Annotated in this window: 18 protein-coding genes; 10 read left to right on the plus strand and 8 right to left on the minus strand. The window is 69.4% G+C overall.

The features are described 5' to 3' along the window. Positions 1 to 51: 51 nt before the first annotated feature. Positions 52 to 687, plus strand: coding sequence for an acyl-CoA synthetase (locus tag LMI96_RS14135; protein ID WP_223723299.1), 636 nt, complete (start codon positions 52 to 54; stop codon positions 685 to 687). After that, a complete protein-coding gene (locus tag LMI96_RS14140) occupies positions 684 to 1025 on the plus strand; it encodes an amino acid transporter (RefSeq protein WP_223723298.1) in 342 nt (113 codons plus the stop codon). The genes LMI96_RS14135 and LMI96_RS14140 overlap by 4 nt, the downstream gene beginning before the upstream one ends. A gap of 72 nt (positions 1026 to 1097) precedes the next feature. On the opposite strand, the gene LMI96_RS14145 is transcribed toward LMI96_RS14140, so the two are convergent. Then, a complete protein-coding gene (locus tag LMI96_RS14145; RefSeq protein ID WP_223723297.1) occupies positions 1098 to 1574 on the minus strand; it encodes a hypothetical protein in 477 nt (158 codons plus the stop codon). A 133-nt stretch (positions 1575 to 1707) separates the two neighbouring features. Continuing rightward, a complete protein-coding gene (locus LMI96_RS14150; RefSeq protein WP_269216551.1) occupies positions 1708 to 2601 on the minus strand; it encodes an SDR family oxidoreductase in 894 nt (297 codons plus the stop codon). Positions 2602 to 2853: 252 nt separating this feature from the next. Between LMI96_RS14150 and LMI96_RS14155 the strand changes: the two genes are divergently transcribed. Continuing rightward, positions 2854 to 3939 carry a winged helix DNA-binding domain-containing protein gene (locus LMI96_RS14155; protein ID WP_228361946.1) on the plus strand — a complete coding sequence of 362 codons (1086 nt, stop codon included), beginning with the start codon at positions 2854 to 2856 and terminating at the stop codon, positions 3937 to 3939. A gap of 153 nt (positions 3940 to 4092) precedes the next feature. Here the strand turns inward: LMI96_RS14155 and purB are convergent, their stop codons facing one another. Both purB and LMI96_RS14165 read right to left on the minus strand, forming a co-directional pair. Continuing rightward, positions 4093 to 5475 carry an adenylosuccinate lyase gene (gene purB / locus LMI96_RS14160; RefSeq protein WP_228361947.1) on the minus strand — a complete coding sequence of 461 codons (1383 nt, stop codon included), beginning with the start codon at positions 5473 to 5475 and terminating at the stop codon, positions 4093 to 4095. Between the two features lie 38 nt (positions 5476 to 5513). Further along, positions 5514 to 6017 carry a low molecular weight protein-tyrosine-phosphatase gene (locus tag LMI96_RS14165; RefSeq protein WP_223723294.1) on the minus strand — a complete coding sequence of 168 codons (504 nt, stop codon included), beginning with the start codon at positions 6015 to 6017 and terminating at the stop codon, positions 5514 to 5516. 111 nt (positions 6018 to 6128) lie between these two features. Between LMI96_RS14165 and LMI96_RS14170 the strand changes: the two genes are divergently transcribed. Next, positions 6129 to 6413, plus strand: coding sequence for a hypothetical protein (locus LMI96_RS14170; protein ID WP_223723293.1), 285 nt, complete (start codon positions 6129 to 6131; stop codon positions 6411 to 6413). Further along, positions 6413 to 7741, plus strand: a complete 1329-nt coding sequence (locus LMI96_RS14175) for a hypothetical protein (RefSeq protein WP_228361948.1) — start codon at positions 6413 to 6415, stop codon at positions 7739 to 7741. Before LMI96_RS14170 ends, LMI96_RS14175 begins: the two co-directional genes overlap by 1 nt. A gap of 3 nt (positions 7742 to 7744) precedes the next feature. Here LMI96_RS14175 and LMI96_RS14180 read toward each other — a convergent pair whose 3' ends face one another. Further along, positions 7745 to 8140: a phage holin family protein gene (locus LMI96_RS14180; protein WP_223723291.1), complete on the minus strand. Its 396-nt coding sequence runs from the start codon at positions 8138 to 8140 to the stop codon at positions 7745 to 7747. Between the two features lie 102 nt (positions 8141 to 8242). Between LMI96_RS14180 and LMI96_RS14185 the strand changes: the two genes are divergently transcribed. The 4 genes from LMI96_RS14185 to LMI96_RS14200 all read left to right on the plus strand — a co-directional run bounded on the left by LMI96_RS14185 (position 8243) and on the right by LMI96_RS14200 (position 12945). Next, entirely contained in the window at positions 8243 to 9346 is a 1104-nt protein-coding gene (locus LMI96_RS14185) for a histidinol-phosphate transaminase (protein ID WP_228361949.1), read from the plus strand. 5 nt (positions 9347 to 9351) lie between these two features. After that, on the plus strand, positions 9352 to 10512 hold the full coding sequence (locus LMI96_RS14190; protein WP_228361950.1) for a thiamine pyrophosphate-dependent dehydrogenase E1 component subunit alpha: 1161 nt from the start codon (positions 9352 to 9354) through the stop codon (positions 10510 to 10512). Next, a complete protein-coding gene (locus LMI96_RS14195) occupies positions 10509 to 11492 on the plus strand; it encodes an alpha-ketoacid dehydrogenase subunit beta (RefSeq protein WP_228361951.1) in 984 nt (327 codons plus the stop codon). Before LMI96_RS14190 ends, LMI96_RS14195 begins: the two co-directional genes overlap by 4 nt. 115 nt (positions 11493 to 11607) lie before the next feature. Continuing rightward, a complete protein-coding gene (locus LMI96_RS14200) occupies positions 11608 to 12945 on the plus strand; it encodes a dihydrolipoamide acetyltransferase family protein (protein WP_228361952.1) in 1338 nt (445 codons plus the stop codon). 63 nt (positions 12946 to 13008) lie between these two features. On the opposite strand, the gene LMI96_RS14205 is transcribed toward LMI96_RS14200, so the two are convergent. After that, positions 13009 to 13164 (minus strand): hypothetical protein, encoded by a 156-nt coding sequence (locus LMI96_RS14205; RefSeq protein WP_228361953.1) that lies wholly within the window; start codon positions 13162 to 13164, stop codon positions 13009 to 13011. 293 nt (positions 13165 to 13457) lie between these two features. On the opposite strand from LMI96_RS14205, the gene LMI96_RS14210 reads away from it, so the two are divergent. After that, on the plus strand, positions 13458 to 14111 hold the full coding sequence (locus LMI96_RS14210; RefSeq protein ID WP_228361954.1) for a hypothetical protein: 654 nt from the start codon (positions 13458 to 13460) through the stop codon (positions 14109 to 14111). 505 nt (positions 14112 to 14616) lie between these two features. Here the strand turns inward: LMI96_RS14210 and LMI96_RS14215 are convergent. Beyond that, a complete protein-coding gene (locus LMI96_RS14215) occupies positions 14617 to 15513 on the minus strand; it encodes a hypothetical protein (RefSeq protein ID WP_228361955.1) in 897 nt (298 codons plus the stop codon). Then, positions 15513 to 15944, minus strand: a complete 432-nt coding sequence (locus tag LMI96_RS14220) for a hypothetical protein (RefSeq protein WP_228361956.1) — start codon at positions 15942 to 15944, stop codon at positions 15513 to 15515. Before LMI96_RS14220 ends, LMI96_RS14215 begins: the two co-directional genes overlap by 1 nt. Between the last annotated feature and the right edge of the window lie 131 nt (positions 15945 to 16075).

A 16075-nucleotide genomic window follows, 5' to 3' on the forward strand; every position in this document is an offset into this window, starting at 1 on the left:
TAGACTGGAGCCATCTTCCCTCCCGTTTCGCAGACCCCGACGAGTTCCGCCATGCCCGACCGCACCCCAGAGCGCGCATTCCAGCCGCGCCACGTGCAACTGGCGCGCGCGCTCTTCGCGGTGGTCGCGGCCGTGATGATCACGTTCTCGCCCGACCATTCCGCATCCGTCGGTCTGTCGGTGTTCAGCGGATTCGCGATCGCGACCGCGCTCGTGCTGCTGATCTCGGCGTGGCTCGTCTTTCCCGCGGGGCAGCGTGCGCTGGTGCTCACGCTCGGCGTGCTGACGGCGCTCGCCGGGATGGCGTCGGGGATCCCCGCGTTCCGCACCACCGAGGTGTTCTTCGGAGTGGTCGTCTCGTGGGCGCTCCTCACCGGACTCGTCGAGGGGATCGCCGGCTTCCGCGCCCGGCGCGGCTCGGCCCGCGGGTCAGCGCTGCGCTCGCAGGCGAATGACGAGCTGACGGTCGGTGTCGTGGGCGTGCTCCTCGGTCTCGGGCTCCTCCTCGTGCCGACGCAGTATGCGCTGGACTACTACATCGATGAGGCCGCGCAGTCGTTCACGCTGACCGGCATCACGATCGGCGTCGGTCTGTTCGGCGCCTACGCCGCTATCGTCGGCGTCTACCTCGCGATCGCGGCGTTCTCGCCCCGCCGTGAGACATCGGTAACGGAGGTTGCCTCATGACCGACAAGCCGACCCGACGTGACCTGATGAAGCCGGTGCAGCTGCTCGGCCTGGCGTTCGTCGCCGCCGCTTTCGCCGGCATCGTGACCCTCATCTCGATGGGCTTCTTCCAGAACCGCGCTCCGGGTCAGTCCGGGCACGCGCTGGTCGTCGGCGGCATCGTCGCCGGCATCACCTTCATCGTGACGCTCGTCGTCATCGCCCTGCTGGTGCTCGCGGTCGACCCCGTGCAGATGACCAAGGGCATCGATGGCCCCGTGCTGTTGCCGAAGAAGCCGGATGCTGCCGCCTCGGGCGAGCCCGACGCATCCGACTCCGAGTCTCCGCCGACCGCCTGACGCAATCTGCGGGTCGCCGATGTATCGGCATCCGGAATCGCGTGCTCCCCGATGGCGGGGCGGGCTCCGCTCTCAGCGTGACGCGAGTCCGACGAGCGCGGCGATGACGCCCGCGAGGATGAGGACCCCGATCCCGATGAAGTGCACGACGTATCCCGCGACGAGCATCGGCAGGTCGGGGCCGCCGTAGCCGGCGGGGGAGAACATGAATCCGCGGGCGCCGATGCTCCAACGCATCTGGAACGCGATACGGCGCAGGTTGTCCGAGGGCGCCGTAAAGGTGCGTCCCTGCCGTTCACGCGGAACTTTCCAGGCGGCCTGCGCGGCATACCAAGCGATGACGAAGAACGGCATTGCCAGCGATGCCGCCCATCCGATCAACGCCACGCCGATCAGGATGCCCATCCCGGTGCCGAGCGATGTGAGGAAGAACACGCCAAGAGCCGTGAGCCCGATCGCGGCGGGCACGAGGAGCAGTCCCCACGTCCAGCCGGGGAAGGCGTCGCCGGACTGGCGGCGCGCCACGGGGTACGGGTTCTGTCCTGTCATATCGGTCTCCTCTGCGTCACCACCCTAGACGGCGCCCGGTCGGCATCCGGATGCGGCCTCTTGCGCTCCGGCAGCTGCCGGACAGGCGGAGTGCCCCGGCCGAGACCGGGGCACTCCGTGATGAGAAGGGTGCTCAGTGCACCGGCATCCCGCCGGTCACGGCGATGGTCTCGCCCACGACGTAGCTCGACTCCTGCGAGGCGAGGAAGACGAACGGTGGGGCGAGTTCGGCGGGCTGACCGGCGCGGCCGATCGGCGTCTGCGAACCGAACTCCTCGATCTTCTCGTTCGGCACGAACGCCGGCTGCAGCGGGGTCCAGATGGGTCCGGGCGCGACGCCGTTCACGCGGATGCCGCGCTCGATGAGCTGCTGCGACATCGCGCGCGTCCAGTTGGCGATACCGGCCTTCGAGACGGCGTACTCGGCGAGCGACGGCGAGGGCTGGAATCCCTGCACGCTCGAGGTCGTGATGATCGACGCGCCGGGCTTCAGGTGCGGCGAGGCTGCCTTGGTCAACCAGAAGAGCGGGTAGATGTTGGCCTTGAGTACATGGTCGAGCGTCTCGGTCCGGAAGTCGTCGATGCTGTCGACGGTCGGCATCGTGCCCGCGTTGATCACCAGGATGTCGAGGCCGCCGAGCTCGGCGACCGTCTTCTCCACGAGCTCCTGGTTCATCGCCTCGTTCTGGATGTCGCCGGGCAGCAGCACCGCGGTACGGCCGGCCGCGCGCACGAGCTCGGCGACCTCCTCGGCCTGCGCCTGCTCCTCCGGAAGGTAGCTGAGTGCGACGTCGGCGCCCTCGCGCGCATAGGCGATCGCGACGGCGCGACCGATGCCGGAGTCGGCGCCGGTGATGAGGGCCTTCCGTCCCGGCAGACGGTTGTTGCCGACGTAGCTCTGCTCGCCGTGGTCGGGGGCGGGGTCCATCTTGTGGATGTCGCCGGGTCCGTCCTGCTGCTGCGGGGGGAACGGCGGACGCGGGTACTGGGTGGTGGGGTCCTGTGCGGTGTACATGTTGTCAGCCATGCGTCGCACGCTACCCAGCGGTCTCTTCCCGGGGCCCCTCTTGACCCTTCCTCCGGATTGACCTACCGCGGGCGCCCGGCGCCGCGTTTCCGCGAGACGGGATCTGGGCGCCGAGACGTAGGGGTAACCCCACTGTCTCGGCGCGAAGATCCCGTCTCGCGGTCGGGAGGGGGGCGGGAGGGGAACCGGCGGGGCGGGGTGGGAGGATCGAGGGGCGCGCGGGGAGCGGCGCGCAGCGAGCGGAGGGTGACGATGAACGCACCGGCGTCTCGGGACGACCTGCTGCGGATGCGGATGGCTTCGCAGTTGCTCGCCGCATCCGCTCCGGAGGCATCCGGAACACCACCCGACATCGCCGGGGTGGCGCGGCACATGCTCGCGGTGCAGGGCCAGGATCCGGTCGCCGCGTCGTGGGCGCTCGGGGTCCGTGCGCCGGGGGCGAGCGTCGCCGACGTTCGCGCGGCGCAGCGCCGAGGTGAGGTCGTGCGTTCGTGGCCCATGCGCGCCACCGTGCACCTGGTGCCCGCCGAAGACATCGGATGGATGCAGCAGCTGCTCACGCCGCGGCTGCTCGCGGATGCGGCGCGGCGCCGCGAGCAGCTGGGTTTTCCGCTCGACATCCTCGAGCGGATGCGCCGGATCGCGATCGAGCGGCTGTCGGGCGGCACGCAGCTGCCCCGCGCCGAACTGTTCGCCGCCTTCGTCGAGGAGGGCATCGAGATGCGGCCCGGCTGGTCGTACCACGCGGTGTGGTGGCTCTGCCAGACCGGCACGCTCGTGTTCGGGCCGCCCCTCGGGGCGAGGGATGCGGCGCTGGTTCTCGCCGACGAGTGGATCACGCGCCCGCGGCAGTTGGAGGGCGACGACGCGCTCATCGAGCTCGCTGCCCGGTACCTGGCAGGCCACGGCCCGGCCACGCCCGCCGACCTCGCGTGGTGGACGAAGCTCACGCTCGGCGACGCCCGCCGGGCCTTCGCTCGCGCCGCGGAGTGCGGTCGTGCGGCGGTCGTGGAGGTGGACGGCGCGCCGTGGTGGGTCGCGCCCCACGCCCTCGATGCGGAGCTCCCGGAGCCGCCCGACGTGCTTCTTCTTCCGGCGTTCGACGAACTGCTGCTCGGCTACCGTGACCGCAGCCTGTCGGCGGATGCGGTGCACACCTCGCTCCTGATGTCATCGAACGGCATCGCCGTGCCGACGGTCATGCTGCGGGGTCGGGCGGTCGGCTCCTGGAAGCTCATCGACGGTGAGGCCGTGGTGACGCCGTTCCCCGGGGCACCGCATCCGCCCGCATCCGCCCTCGCCCAGGCCGTCGCGCACGCCGAGCGCTTCCCGCGCTGACCGGCGCCCCCGCGCGCCCGCCGGTGCCCGCGAACCCCGCGAGACTGCAGTCGGGCGGCGAGACAGCAGCTCTGCGCAGACGTCTCGCCGCGCCACTGCAGTCTCGCGGTCAGAGCGGCCCGATGAGGGGGGGGCCACCGCGAGCGCGCGAGATCAGTCGCGGGGGGTGACCAGGGCCTCGGCGAGGCCGACGTAGGTGGCGGGGGTCAGGGCGAGCAGGCGCTCCTTCGCGGCGTCGCCGATGTCGAGGCCGCGAACGAACTCCGCGAGCTCCGCGGCGCCCACCCGTCGGCCGCGCGTCAGCTCTTTGAGGAGCGCGTACGGATCGGTGATCTGCGACCGACCGGCGACGACCTCGGCGCGCACGACGGTCTGGATGGCCTCGGCGAGCACCTCCCAGTTCACGTCGAGGTCGGCCAGCAGCACGTCACGAGCGAGCGAGATCTCGCCGAGGCCGCGCAGCAGGTTGTCGAGCGCGAGCAGCGAGTGACCGAACGCGACGCCGATGTTGCGCTGCGTCGTCGAGTCGGTCAGGTCGCGCTGCATCCGCGAGGTGACCAGCGTCGAGCCGAGCGTGGCGAACAGGCCGCCCGCGAGCTCCAGGTTCGCCTCGGCGTTCTCGAACCGGATGGGGTTGATCTTGTGCGGCATCGTCGACGACCCCGTCGCCCCCGCGACCGGGATCTGCGAGAAGTAACCGAGCGAGATGTACGTCCAGATGTCGGTGGCGAGGTTGTGCAGGATGCCGCCGGCGTGCCGTGCGCGGTCGTACAACTCGACCTGCCAGTCGTGCGACTCGATCTGCGTGGTCAGCTCGTTGAAACCGAGGCCGAGTCCTTCGATGAAGGTGCGCGAGATCTCGATCCAGTCCGCATCCGGCTCCGCGGCCAGGTGCGCCGACCAGGTGCCCGTGGCCCCCGAGAACTTCGCGAGATACTCCGACGACTCGAGCTGCGCGAGCACGCGCTGCAGGCGCCACACGAAGACGGCGAGCTCCTTGCCCATGGTGGTCGGGGTCGCGGGCTGGCCGTGCGTGCGGGCCAGCATCGCCGCATCCTTCGTCTCGTGGGCGACGCCGTCGAGGCGCGCCGTGACCTCCTGCAGCTTCGGCAGCCACACCCGGGTCACCGCGCGCTGCACCGTCAGGGCGTACGCGGTGGAGTTGATGTCTTCGCTCGTGCACGCGAAGTGCGTCAGCTCGGCGATGCGGGTGAGGCCCAGGGCGTCGAGCCGGTCGCGGACGAGATACTCCACGGCCTTCACGTCGTGACGCGTCACGGCCTCGCGTTCGGCGAGCCAGTCGATCTCGTCCTGGCCGAAGTCGCGGTAGAGCTGACGCAGGTTCTGCTTCTCGTCGTGCGTCAGCGGCTGCGTTCCGAACAGTTCACGGTCGGTGAGGGCGATGAGCCACTCGACTTCGACCTCGACGCGGGCCCGGTTGAGCCCTGCCTCCGAGAGAAAATCGCCGAGAGCGGAGACCGCGGAGCGGTACCGGCCATCGAGCGGGCTGAGCGGCTGAACGGGGAAAGACGACACGGTACTCCGTCGGTCGGATGCGGCGCCCGCTTCGCGGCCTACCCGGCGGAGCGAATGGCGGGTTCGAGTTGCCGGAAGAGCGCCCGGCACGCGTTCTCGATCATACCGAGGACCTCATCGAACGCCTCGTCGCCCGCGTAGTACGGGTCGGGAACGTCCTGCACCTCGTCGACGGATGAGTCGAACGACAGCAGCAGCGCCACCTTGTCGCCGTCGGCTTCGGACCGCGCCCACGCCCGCAGGTTGCGTTCGTGGGAGCGATCGAGCGCGACGACGAGGTCGTTCCGGTCGAAGTCGGCGTAGCTGAACTGCTTCGCGCGGTGCCGCGTGCCGTCGTACCCGTGGCGTTCGAGTGCCGCCGTGGTGCGAGGATCCGCCGGTTCGCCGACGTGCCAATCGCCGGTGCCGGCGCTCGTGGAGACCACGCGGTCGCCGAGGCCCACCGAATCGGCGAACCACCGGAAGACCACCTCGGCCATCGGTGAGCGACAGATGTTGCCCGTGCACACGAACACGACGCGGAAGGGCGCGGGTTCGGTCATGCCTCCATTCTGGTCCCCACTCCTCCTGCACAGCACGGTCGCACGCTGGATCGATCCCGAAGTCGGATGCGGACGCCCCCGCCGGACGCGCAGCGCAGGCACGCTCGACTCATGTCCTGGGTACCCGATCCGACCACGACGGCGAACTTCATCGCGGACGTCGCCGCTGCCCGCGGTTATGTCGCGGTCGCGCGTCACCACCTCGTGGCGGCGCGCACGCTGACCACCGGGCTCGCGGCGGCGACGAAGTGGGCGTCTCCGGCGATGGTCGCGTTCGAACACGACCTCGACGCGTGGTTACGCGACCTCGCGCTGCGGGAGGAGGCCATCGAGGCCTTCGATCAGCAGCTCGAGGCGGCGAATACCCGCCTCGTGCAGCGCGGTTGGCCGGGCTAATGGGCGATGCGATCACGATCTCGTCGGGCGGGGGCATCGCGGTCGACACGGCGGCCTTGGATGCGGCCGCCGCCGTGCTCGCGTCGGCCGCCGACGAGTTGCATAACGCGGCGACCCAGTTTGTGCTCTGCGAGCACCGGATCCCGGCGCTGTTCCTCGGGATCCCGACCAGTCCGGCGCTCGTGGCGTCACGGCTGTCGGAGACCGGTGGTCGCGCCGACGAACTCGCCGGCGCACTCCGCGCCGCATCCGCGACCTACACCCTGGTCGAGCTGCGCGTCGCGTACGACGTGGCGATCGCTGCCGGGGATGAGGCCGGCGCCGCCGATGCGCAGCGCGCCATCGACACGTTCGAGGCGCAGCATCCGGATGCGGTCGCCACCGCCGACGCCGCGCTCGACGCCGCGCGAGCCGCCGGCGACGGACCTGTTCTCGACGCGTTCTGGGGCGGGTTGCCCCTGTGGGTCGTGGGCGTGCCGGTGGTCAGCCTGATCGGGATGGCGCTCGCCCAGGTGCGCTCGAGCGGCCAGGGAACGGTCGCGGCGGGCACGAGGGTCGCTCCCGGCGGAACGGCGGCGAACCTCGTGCCCCTGCCGGTGTCGCAGAACGCGACGGCCCCGCGGACGCTGGCGGATGCGGCGGCGCGGATCCCCGCATCCGGAGACGCCCGGGTGCGGATCGAGCAGTATGTGCGTGCGGGCGGCGGCCGCACCTTCGCGGTGTACGTCACCGGCACGCGCTCGATGAGCGGCGCCGACCCGTGGGACATGACCTCGAACGTGCAGTCCTTCACCGGGCATCGCTCCGACGCTCTCGCCACGGTCGAGGCCGCGCTCGTCGAGGCGGGGGCGGAACCCGGCGACGAGGTGCTCGGATGGGGGCACTCGCAGGGCGGCATGAGCGTCGGCCAACTCGCGCAGACGGGTGTGTACGACATGCAGGTGGTGGGCACGTTCGGCTCGCCGACCTCCGTCGATGTGGGCGCCGACACCCTCAGCGTGCAGGTGCGGCATACCGACGATCCGGTCGCGTCGCTCGCGGTCGGGCACCCCGATCGCGTCGGGGCGGAGCAGAGCTTCCTGGTCGAGCGCACGGTGGATGAGACGGGCGGCCTGCACGATCTCACCCTTCCCGCGCACCACCTGGAGACGTACGTGCAGACGGCCGAGGCGGCGGATGCATCCGGTGATCCCCGGGTGATCGCCCTGCACGACCGGCTCAGTGAACTCGCGGACGCCGAACTCGTCGAGGTGCGGGAGTACGGCGCCGAACGCGACACCGACCGCGGATCGTTCTACCCGCAATCGAGCACCCGGAACCGGCCGTGAGCGTCAGTCCTCGCGACGCTTGGGGCGCAGGATGACGCCGAAGATCCAGTTCATGAGGCTGATCAACAGCGCGGCGATCACACCCCACCAGAAGCTCTCGACGCGCAGGCCCCAGGCCCAGAACTCGGTGATCCAGCTCGTCAGCCACAGCAGGAACCCGTTGACGACCAGCGAGAACAGACCGAGGGTCAGCACGTAGAGCGGGAAGGTGAGCACCTTCACGACCGTGCCGACGATGGTGTTCACGAGCGCGAAGATCGCAGCGATCACGAGCAGGGAGATCACGAGCTGCAGCGTCTCGCCGGGGGCGAAGGCGATGACGCTGACTCCGAGCGCGGGGATGAGGGTGACGACCCAGATCGAGAACGCGTTGACGACGACGCGGATGAGGAAGCCCATGCGGTCAGTGTGGCACGCCGCATCCGTCCCCCGCAGGCGCATTCGGCCGGCAACCGGGGCGCATGAGCGCGCGGGAATGGGTGCGCTCTTAGACTCGGGGTCGTGAGCGATCCGATTCCCGTCCGCGTCCGCCCCGAGATCGCCGCCCTGCCGGTTTACCGCCAGGGACGCCAGGCCGGCGCCGACGCCTTCAAGCTCTCGAGCAACGAGAACCCCTTCGATCCGCTGCCCGGCGTCATCGACGCGATGCATCAGGCCGTGTCGGTGAACAGGTATCCGGATGCGACGGCCACCCGCCTGCGCGAACGCCTCGCCGCCCGGTTCGGGGTGACGATCGACGAAGTGCACATCGCGGCGGGCAGCGTGTCGATCCTGTCGCAGCTCATGCTCTCGGTCGCCGGACCCGGCGACCAGATCGTGTACGCGTGGCGCTCGTTCGAGGCGTACCCGAATCTCGTGACCGTGACCGGCGCCGATCGCGTCGAGGTTCCCCTTACCTCCGACGGACGGCACGATCTGTCGGCGATGGCCGCGGCCGTCACCGACAGCACCCGCGCGGTGGTCGTCTGCAGCCCGAACAACCCGACCGGCCCGGTCGTGACGCAGAGCGAGTTCGACGCGTTCCTCGACGCGGTGCCGAGCGACGTGCTCGTGATCCTCGACGAGGCCTACGCCGAATTCGTCACGGCACCGGATGCGGTCGACGGACTCCGCGAGCTCGGTGTCGTGCGCCCGAACGTCGTCGCGCTCCGCACCTTCTCCAAGGCGTACGGCCTGGCGGGGCTCCGCATCGGCTACGCGGTCGGGCACCGCCGGGTGCTCGACGCCGCGCGCGCGACGGCGATCCCGCTGTCGGTGACGGCGCAGGCCGAGAACGCCGCCCTCGCCAGCCTCGACGCCGAGGACGAACTGCGCGAGCGCGTGCGGCAGATCGCCGTGCGCCGCGACCGGATCGCCGACGGACTCCGGGAGGCGGGCTGGCAGGTGCCCGACGCGCAGGGCAACTTCGTGTGGCTGGCGACGGGAGTCGATTCGGCGGAGGCGGCGGAGGCGTTCGAAGCCGCCGGAATCATCGTGCGTGCCTTCGCCGGCGACGGCCTGCGGGTGTCGATCGGTGAGGAGGAGTCTGTGGAGACCGTCCTACGAATCGCCGCATCCGTTGTGCAGCACCTTCCAGAGGGCCACCCGGCACGGCGGATAGCGTAGACGCTGTGACTGCACCCGACACGGTGACCCACGACGCCTCGAACTCCGACGATCCGCACCTCGTGCGGGTCATCGCGGCCGACGGATCCTTCGCCCCCACCCCCGCCGCAGAGCCGTACCTCGAGGCGATCGCGGCCCTGAGCGACGCAGAACTCGAGACCTTCTACCGCGACATGGCGGTGATCCGGGCCTTCGACCGCCAGGCGACCAACCTGCAGCGGCAGGGGCAGCTCGCCCTGTGGCCGCCGAGCTACGGCCAAGAGGCCGCGCAGGTCGGCTCCGCCCGCGCCGCCCGCGCGCAGGACCACCTGTTCCCCTCGTATCGCGAGCACGTGGTCGCCACCATCCGCGGCGTCGATCCGATCGACATCATCCGGCTCATGAAGGGACTCACCCACGGCGGGTGGAACCCCTACGACCCGAAGAACGGCAACACGCACCTCTACACGCTCGTGCTCGGATCGCAGACGCTGCACGCGACCGGTTTCGCGATGGGCCTCTCCCTCGACGGCAAGAGCGGGTCCGGCGACCCGGAACGCGACGAGGCCGTCATCGTCTACTACGGCGACGGGGCATCCAGCCAGGGCGACGTGCACGAGGCGATGGTGTTCGCCGCCAGTTTCCAGACGCCCGAGGTGTTCTTCCTGCAGAACAACCAGTGGGCGATCTCGGTGCCGGTGCGCACCCAATCGCGCGGGCCGCTGCACCTGCGGGCCGCCGGATACGGCATGCCCAGCATCCACGTCGACGGAAACGACGTGCTCGCCAGTTACGCCGTCACACGCCGGGCGCTCGATGAGGCGCGGGCCGGCGGCGGGCCGCGCGCGATCGAGGCGACGACCTACCGGATGGGCGCGCACACGACCAGCGATGACCCCACCAAGTACCGCACGTCCGAAGAGGAACAGTCCTGGGCGCTGCGCGACCCGATTGAGCGGATGCGGGCGTTCCTGCGCGGCCGCGGCGCGAGCGACGAGTTCTTCGCCGACGTGGATGCGGAGGGCGCAGCCGTCGCCGAGGACGCCCGGGCGCGCACCGTCGCCCTCGAGTCCATCCCGTCCGACGTCATCTTCGACCACGTCTACAGCGAGGAGCACCCGCTGGTCGCGGAGCAGAAGCAGTGGCTGGCCGACTACGAAGCGTCGTTCGAGGAGGGCCGGGCATGACCGACATCTCCACCATGCCGCTGAGCAAGGCGATGAACGCCGGGCTCCGCGCCGCGCTCGCCGCCGACGACCACGTGCTGCTCATGGGTGAGGACATCGGCCCGCTCGGTGGCGTCTTCCGCGTGACCGAGGGCCTGCAGGCCGAGTTCGGCCCGCGTCGCGTGATCGACACTCCGCTGGCCGAATCCGGCATCATCGGCACGGCGATCGGCCTGGCGATGGCCGGTTTCCGCCCGGTGTGCGAGATCCAGTTCGACGGGTTCGTCTTCCCCGGCTTCGACCAGATCACCACGCAGCTCGCGAAGCTCACCAACCGGCACGAGGGCGCGCTGCGCATGCCCGTCGTCATCCGCATCCCGTACGGCGGACACATCGGCGCGGTCGAGCACCACCAGGAGAGCCCGGAGGCGTACTTCACGCACACCGCGGGCCTACGGGTTGTGAGCCCGTCGACCCCGAACGACGCCTACTGGATGATCCAGGATGCGATCGCGTCCGACGACCCGGTCGTCTTCCTCGAGCCGAAGAGCCGGTACTGGCCCAAGGGCGAGGTCGATCTATCGGCCCGCGCCCTGCCGCTGCACGCGTCGCGCGTGGTGCGTCGCGGCACCGACGTGACGCTCGTCGGTCACGGCGCGATGGTGTCGACGATGCTGCAGGCCGCGGCGCTGGCCGAGTCCGAGGGCGTGTCGATCGAGGTCGTCGACCTCCGGTCGCTGTCGCCGGTCGACTATGGTCCGATCCTCGAGTCCGTCCGCCGCACCGGCCGCATGGTCTACGCGCAGGAGGCGCCCGGGTTCACCTCGCTGGGTTCCGAGGTCGCCGCGACCGTCGCCGAGCGCGCGTTCTACTCCCTCGAAGCCCCGGTCCTCCGGGTGTCGGGCTTCGACACCCCCTTCCCGCCCGCACGACTCGAGGGGCAGTACCTGCCCGATGCCGACCGCATCCTCGAAGCCGTCGACCGCGCCCTGACCTACTGATCCGCCCGCCCATGACCGCGAGACTGGATCTGGACGCCGAGACGGTGGGGTTACCCCCCTGTCTCGGCGCGAAGATCCCGTCTCGCGGTCGGGGCTCCCGGCGAAAGGAGCTCGCATGAGCGACCAGACCTTCCACCTGCCCGACGTCGGTGAAGGCCTCACCGAGGCCGAGATCGTCACCTGGCGCGTCGCCCCCGGCGATCAGGTGGCCGTGAACGACGTGCTCGTCGAGATCGAAACCGCCAAGTCGCTCGTCGAGCTCCCTTCGCCGTACGCGGGCGTCGTCGGCGACCTGCTCGTAGAGGAGGGCAAGACGGTCGACGTGGGCGCGCCGATCATCACGATCGCGGATGCTGCGGCCCCCGCGGCCGTCGTCCCCGCGCCCGCCGCGGCCCCCGCTGCAGACGAGGGCGGGTCGGTGCTCGTCGGCTACGGCTCGGCCGGCCAGGTGTCGTCGCGGCGGAGGAAGCCCGCGGAGCGGCCGGTTGCCGCATCCGTCGGCGTCGTGGCCAAGCCCCCGATCCGCAAGCTCGCCCGCGACCTCGGGGTCGAGCTCGCCTCGGTCACCCCCAGTGGCCCCGCCGGCGAAGTGACCCGCGAAGATGTCGTGGCCCACGCCTCGCAGGCCAGCGTCTTCCGCAACATCGAGACGCCCGAGTGGCCCGATGAGCGGGAGTCCACCATCCCGGTTTCCGTCGCGACGGCCGCACCGGCAGCCCCGGCTCCGGCCCCGGCCGCCGTGGTCAACGACGCGCGCGAGGAGTCGATCCCGGTGCGCGGCGTTCGCAAGGCGACCGCATCCGGCATGGTGCGCAGCGCCTACACGGCCCCGCACGTCTCGGTGTGGCGCGACATCGACGCCAGCCGCACCATGGAGCTCGTCAAGCGCCTGAAGTCCTCGCCGGACTTCGCCGACGTGAAGGTGTCGCCGTTGCTGATCATGGCGCGCGCGGTGATCTGGGCCGTGCGTCGCACTCCGATGGTCAACGCCGCGTGGATCGACGGCGACGAGGGCGCGCAGATCCGCGTGCGCCACTACGTGAACCTCGGCATCGCCGCGGCCACCCCGCGGGGCCTTCTCGTGCCGAACATCAAGGACGCGCAGGACCTCAACATGCGCGACCTGGCCCGCTCGCTCGAGAAGCTCACGCTCACTGCGCGGGAGGGCAAGACGACGCCCGCCGATCAGTCCGGCGGCACCATCACGATCACGAACATCGGCGTGTTCGGGATGGATGCGGGCACCCCGATCATCAATCCGGGCGAGGTCGGCATCGTCGCGCTCGGCGCCATACGGCAGAAGCCGTGGGTCGTCGACGGCGAGGTGCGCCCGCGCTGGGTGACGACCGTGTCGGGGTCGTTCGATCACCGCGTGGTCGACGGCGACGGCGTCTCCCGGTTCATCGCCGACATCGCCTCGGTGCTGGAGGAGCCCGCGCTGCTCGTGGAGTGAGGCTGCTCGTAGAGCGAGTGGGTCCGCACCGGCGCCCGGCCGACCACCGGTGCGGAACCCCACTCAGTGCGCGGAGACCGCGACGCGCTCCGCGGGCGCGTCCGCCGGGTCGACCCGGATGAGCACCGCCGCGATGACTGCGGCGAGAGCGAGCCCCACGGCGGCCACGATGTACACGCCGGCGTAGTCGATGGCTATGCGTGCGAACATATCTGCCACCCATCCAATCCGTGTGCGGGTATATCCGAGCTCCCGGTGGGTCGGATGCCCCCGGCTCGGACCTGTCCAGTGCTCCCCATAATCGCCCGGCACGCTCCCGCGGGTGCGAGCCGGAAGAGACGAGTGTGATGTCCGCCGGGATGTCGTGGTGCGCTTGTTTGGTTGCTTCGGGTGCACATTGTTGGCCAACGCTTCCCGAACGATTGTGGGACCCGGCGAGCATGACTCCGCGTGGAGGCGATCGGCGCGCGTGCGGCCAGACCGCTTGAAAACCCTTATGCACCACGCAGCCGATGTCTGGCGAGCTCGTACGCCGGGCGAACCTGCCTGGCATTACACGAGCCTCGATAAACCTGACCCGAATCCTCGACAACAACTACCTCCTGGCAACGGAGGTTGCGTTCCAGAACGACGTCGGCGAGACGGCCACGGCCGACGAAGCGTTCCGCGATGCTCTAGACGAGCTCGCGAAAAATCCGGCGTACGCCGTCGTTGCCGGCACCGCGCGCCAGTTCCTCGCTAACGTCGATAATGTCATGGTGTGGGGCGGGTGCTCCCGAAACGAGCGCACGCTCATCGACAACGCTCGGTTCATCGTGTGTGCGTCAGATGAGCCGGACCACCTTTACGCGTGGCGAACTTATGCCGACGGCGGTATCGGCTGCGCCATCGGCCTCGACACGTCCGTTCCGCTCGGAGTCGTCATCCCGAACGGCAGCCCCGGCAGCAGTCGAGTGCGGCACTGGCGACGGGTCACTTACGCCACAGAGGAGGCTCACGGGCGCGCCATGCGGCTGCTTCGAGAGCTCGGTGACGATTGGCGATTGAAAAACGACAGCGCTGACGACCAGGACTGGGCCTTTGGCCTCATCATCGGCCACATCGAGCTCCTCCGATCCAACGTGCGGGTGGTCGCAAAGGACGAGTCCTTCGCAGACGAGCGCTAGTTGCGGGTCACCGTAGAGGGCGTACCGCACCGCTCGGCCCTCATGACGACGCCAAGCAGTATGGGGCCGCGTCCTCACCTTCGGCTGATGACGGCTAGGGGCTGGGGCGAAGGTGTGTCCAGCGCAAGCGCGGCACCGAAGCTGCCCATCCGAGCGGTGAGCCTTGGCCCGAACGCGCCGGACAGCGCGTTAACGGCGGTCGAGTGGATGCTCATCGCGAACGGTTACCAGATCGATGAGGTTCCGGTGGATCCCGTAGAAGACGGACATTCAACGTGGGAGGAATCCGTGACTGTTAGTCGGTCGAACCTTCCGAACCGCGCGGGCTGAGCCCTCATGGCGCGCCCGACCTTGCCGGCAGCCATTGCGCAGTTACTCAGCTCCGCCGGTTCGGTGATGTTGACGCGCTCGTGTCTCCGGTCAAGCACTTCGCGCCGTTCCTGCGCTTGTGTCCGTCTATACGGATCAGCACCGTGTCCGCGCGCGGCTTGACCGGTCGGTGTCGTCAGCGTGACCCGCGCACCACCTCTGTCGGCCCGTCGCGTAGCGGTTGCTCCTGCATTTTGGACAGCCAGTAGCGCGCCGTCACGGGCTGGCGACCAATGCCGATGCCGTCCGGCTCGGTCGGGAAATCGTATGACCCGGTGAGAACCCACGTCTCTCGAAGGCCGGCGGAGGAAGGGCGCACGGCGGTACCACCCATCCTTAGCGTGAACGAGTACCCGGCACCGGTGTCATGCCCGTCATCAACGTAGGCGGAGAACTCAGTTTCGGAGCCTTGCTCGCCGCTCTGGCGCGCGTCGTAGATCGCGATCCACTCATCGAGTGTCCGAGTAACTTCCCAGTAGCCCTCCACACTTTCGGATGGCTCGAGCAGGACGTCGGGGCTTCCGGGCGCGGTGCCCACCATTTCGATCATCGCCTGTCCGGGTTTGTAGACGGATTGCCGAAGGTTGCCATGCAGGACGAAGCGCGTCGCTCGGCTTCCGGTGTTGCGTAAGAACACCATGACTCTTGCAGTGATCGTCTGGCTGCCGTCCCGAATGTGGAACAAATGGTTCTCGGGCCAGGGCTGGGAGTGCCCAGAGGCTACGGTGCTGGGGGCGAGGAACTTCAGCGTGTCGATTCGTGCTTCGAGGTCAGCGCTCGGTGCGTTGGCTGCGATCCGTGTCTTGAACGCTTCGACGCTCATCAAGGATGCGTGGGATTGCGCCTCCCGTGCGACAGCCAAGGAGTCCTGGGCAATCTTCATACTTCGCGCAGCTTCGTTCAGTGCGCGGCGCGTGAGAACGGCCTGCCAGATGACGGCTATCGCGGCGATGGCGGCCACGAGTACGGCCGCCGCCTGGACGACCACGGCGGGGTCAGCCCAGGTCGACGCACTGGACGCGAGTGAAAGCATCAGCGGCCTGCGTAGTTCAAATCGTCGCGAAGAGTACGACGCAGGCGTACTCCCTCCGGAAGGCTCCGAGAAAGCAACTGCACGTGCAACCGCTTGAGGCCAAGTTCGACCAGTTCGGCTGTCGAAATGTCGTGAACGAGGAAATCGGTCACTGGCAGCTCGCGATGCTGCGCATGAAAGGCCAGCATGCTCTGGTAGTCACTGATGCCCGTCGCTTCGCGGTCGATCGCGAAAATGGTCAGGCCGCTGCGATTGAGGCGGGTGCTGTAGATGTCCAAGCCCACGACCCAGAAGCGGTCAAGGTCCAGCCCAACGCGGTTTGCGAGCTCGTGAAGGACCGGCCCACCGTGCCCGTCAGCCGCTGCTGTCCCTCGAAAATCGCCGTACTGAACACTTGCCAACTCAACCGGTTCGTCAGTTTCGACCGCCATGGTTCCCCCATCCGGGCGCTCTCCCCGAGGCCTCGCAGTCATCATGGCGTATTCCGGCCTGCGGCATGGGCGGGCGCGAGTGGACGGCAGCATCCGGAGATGGCATTGCTGCTAGCTGTTCCGCCGGGTCC

The sequence above is a fragment of the Microbacterium sp. cx-59 genome, from assembly GCF_020805625.1.
Taxonomy (GTDB): Bacteria; Actinomycetota; Actinomycetes; order Actinomycetales; family Microbacteriaceae; genus Microbacterium.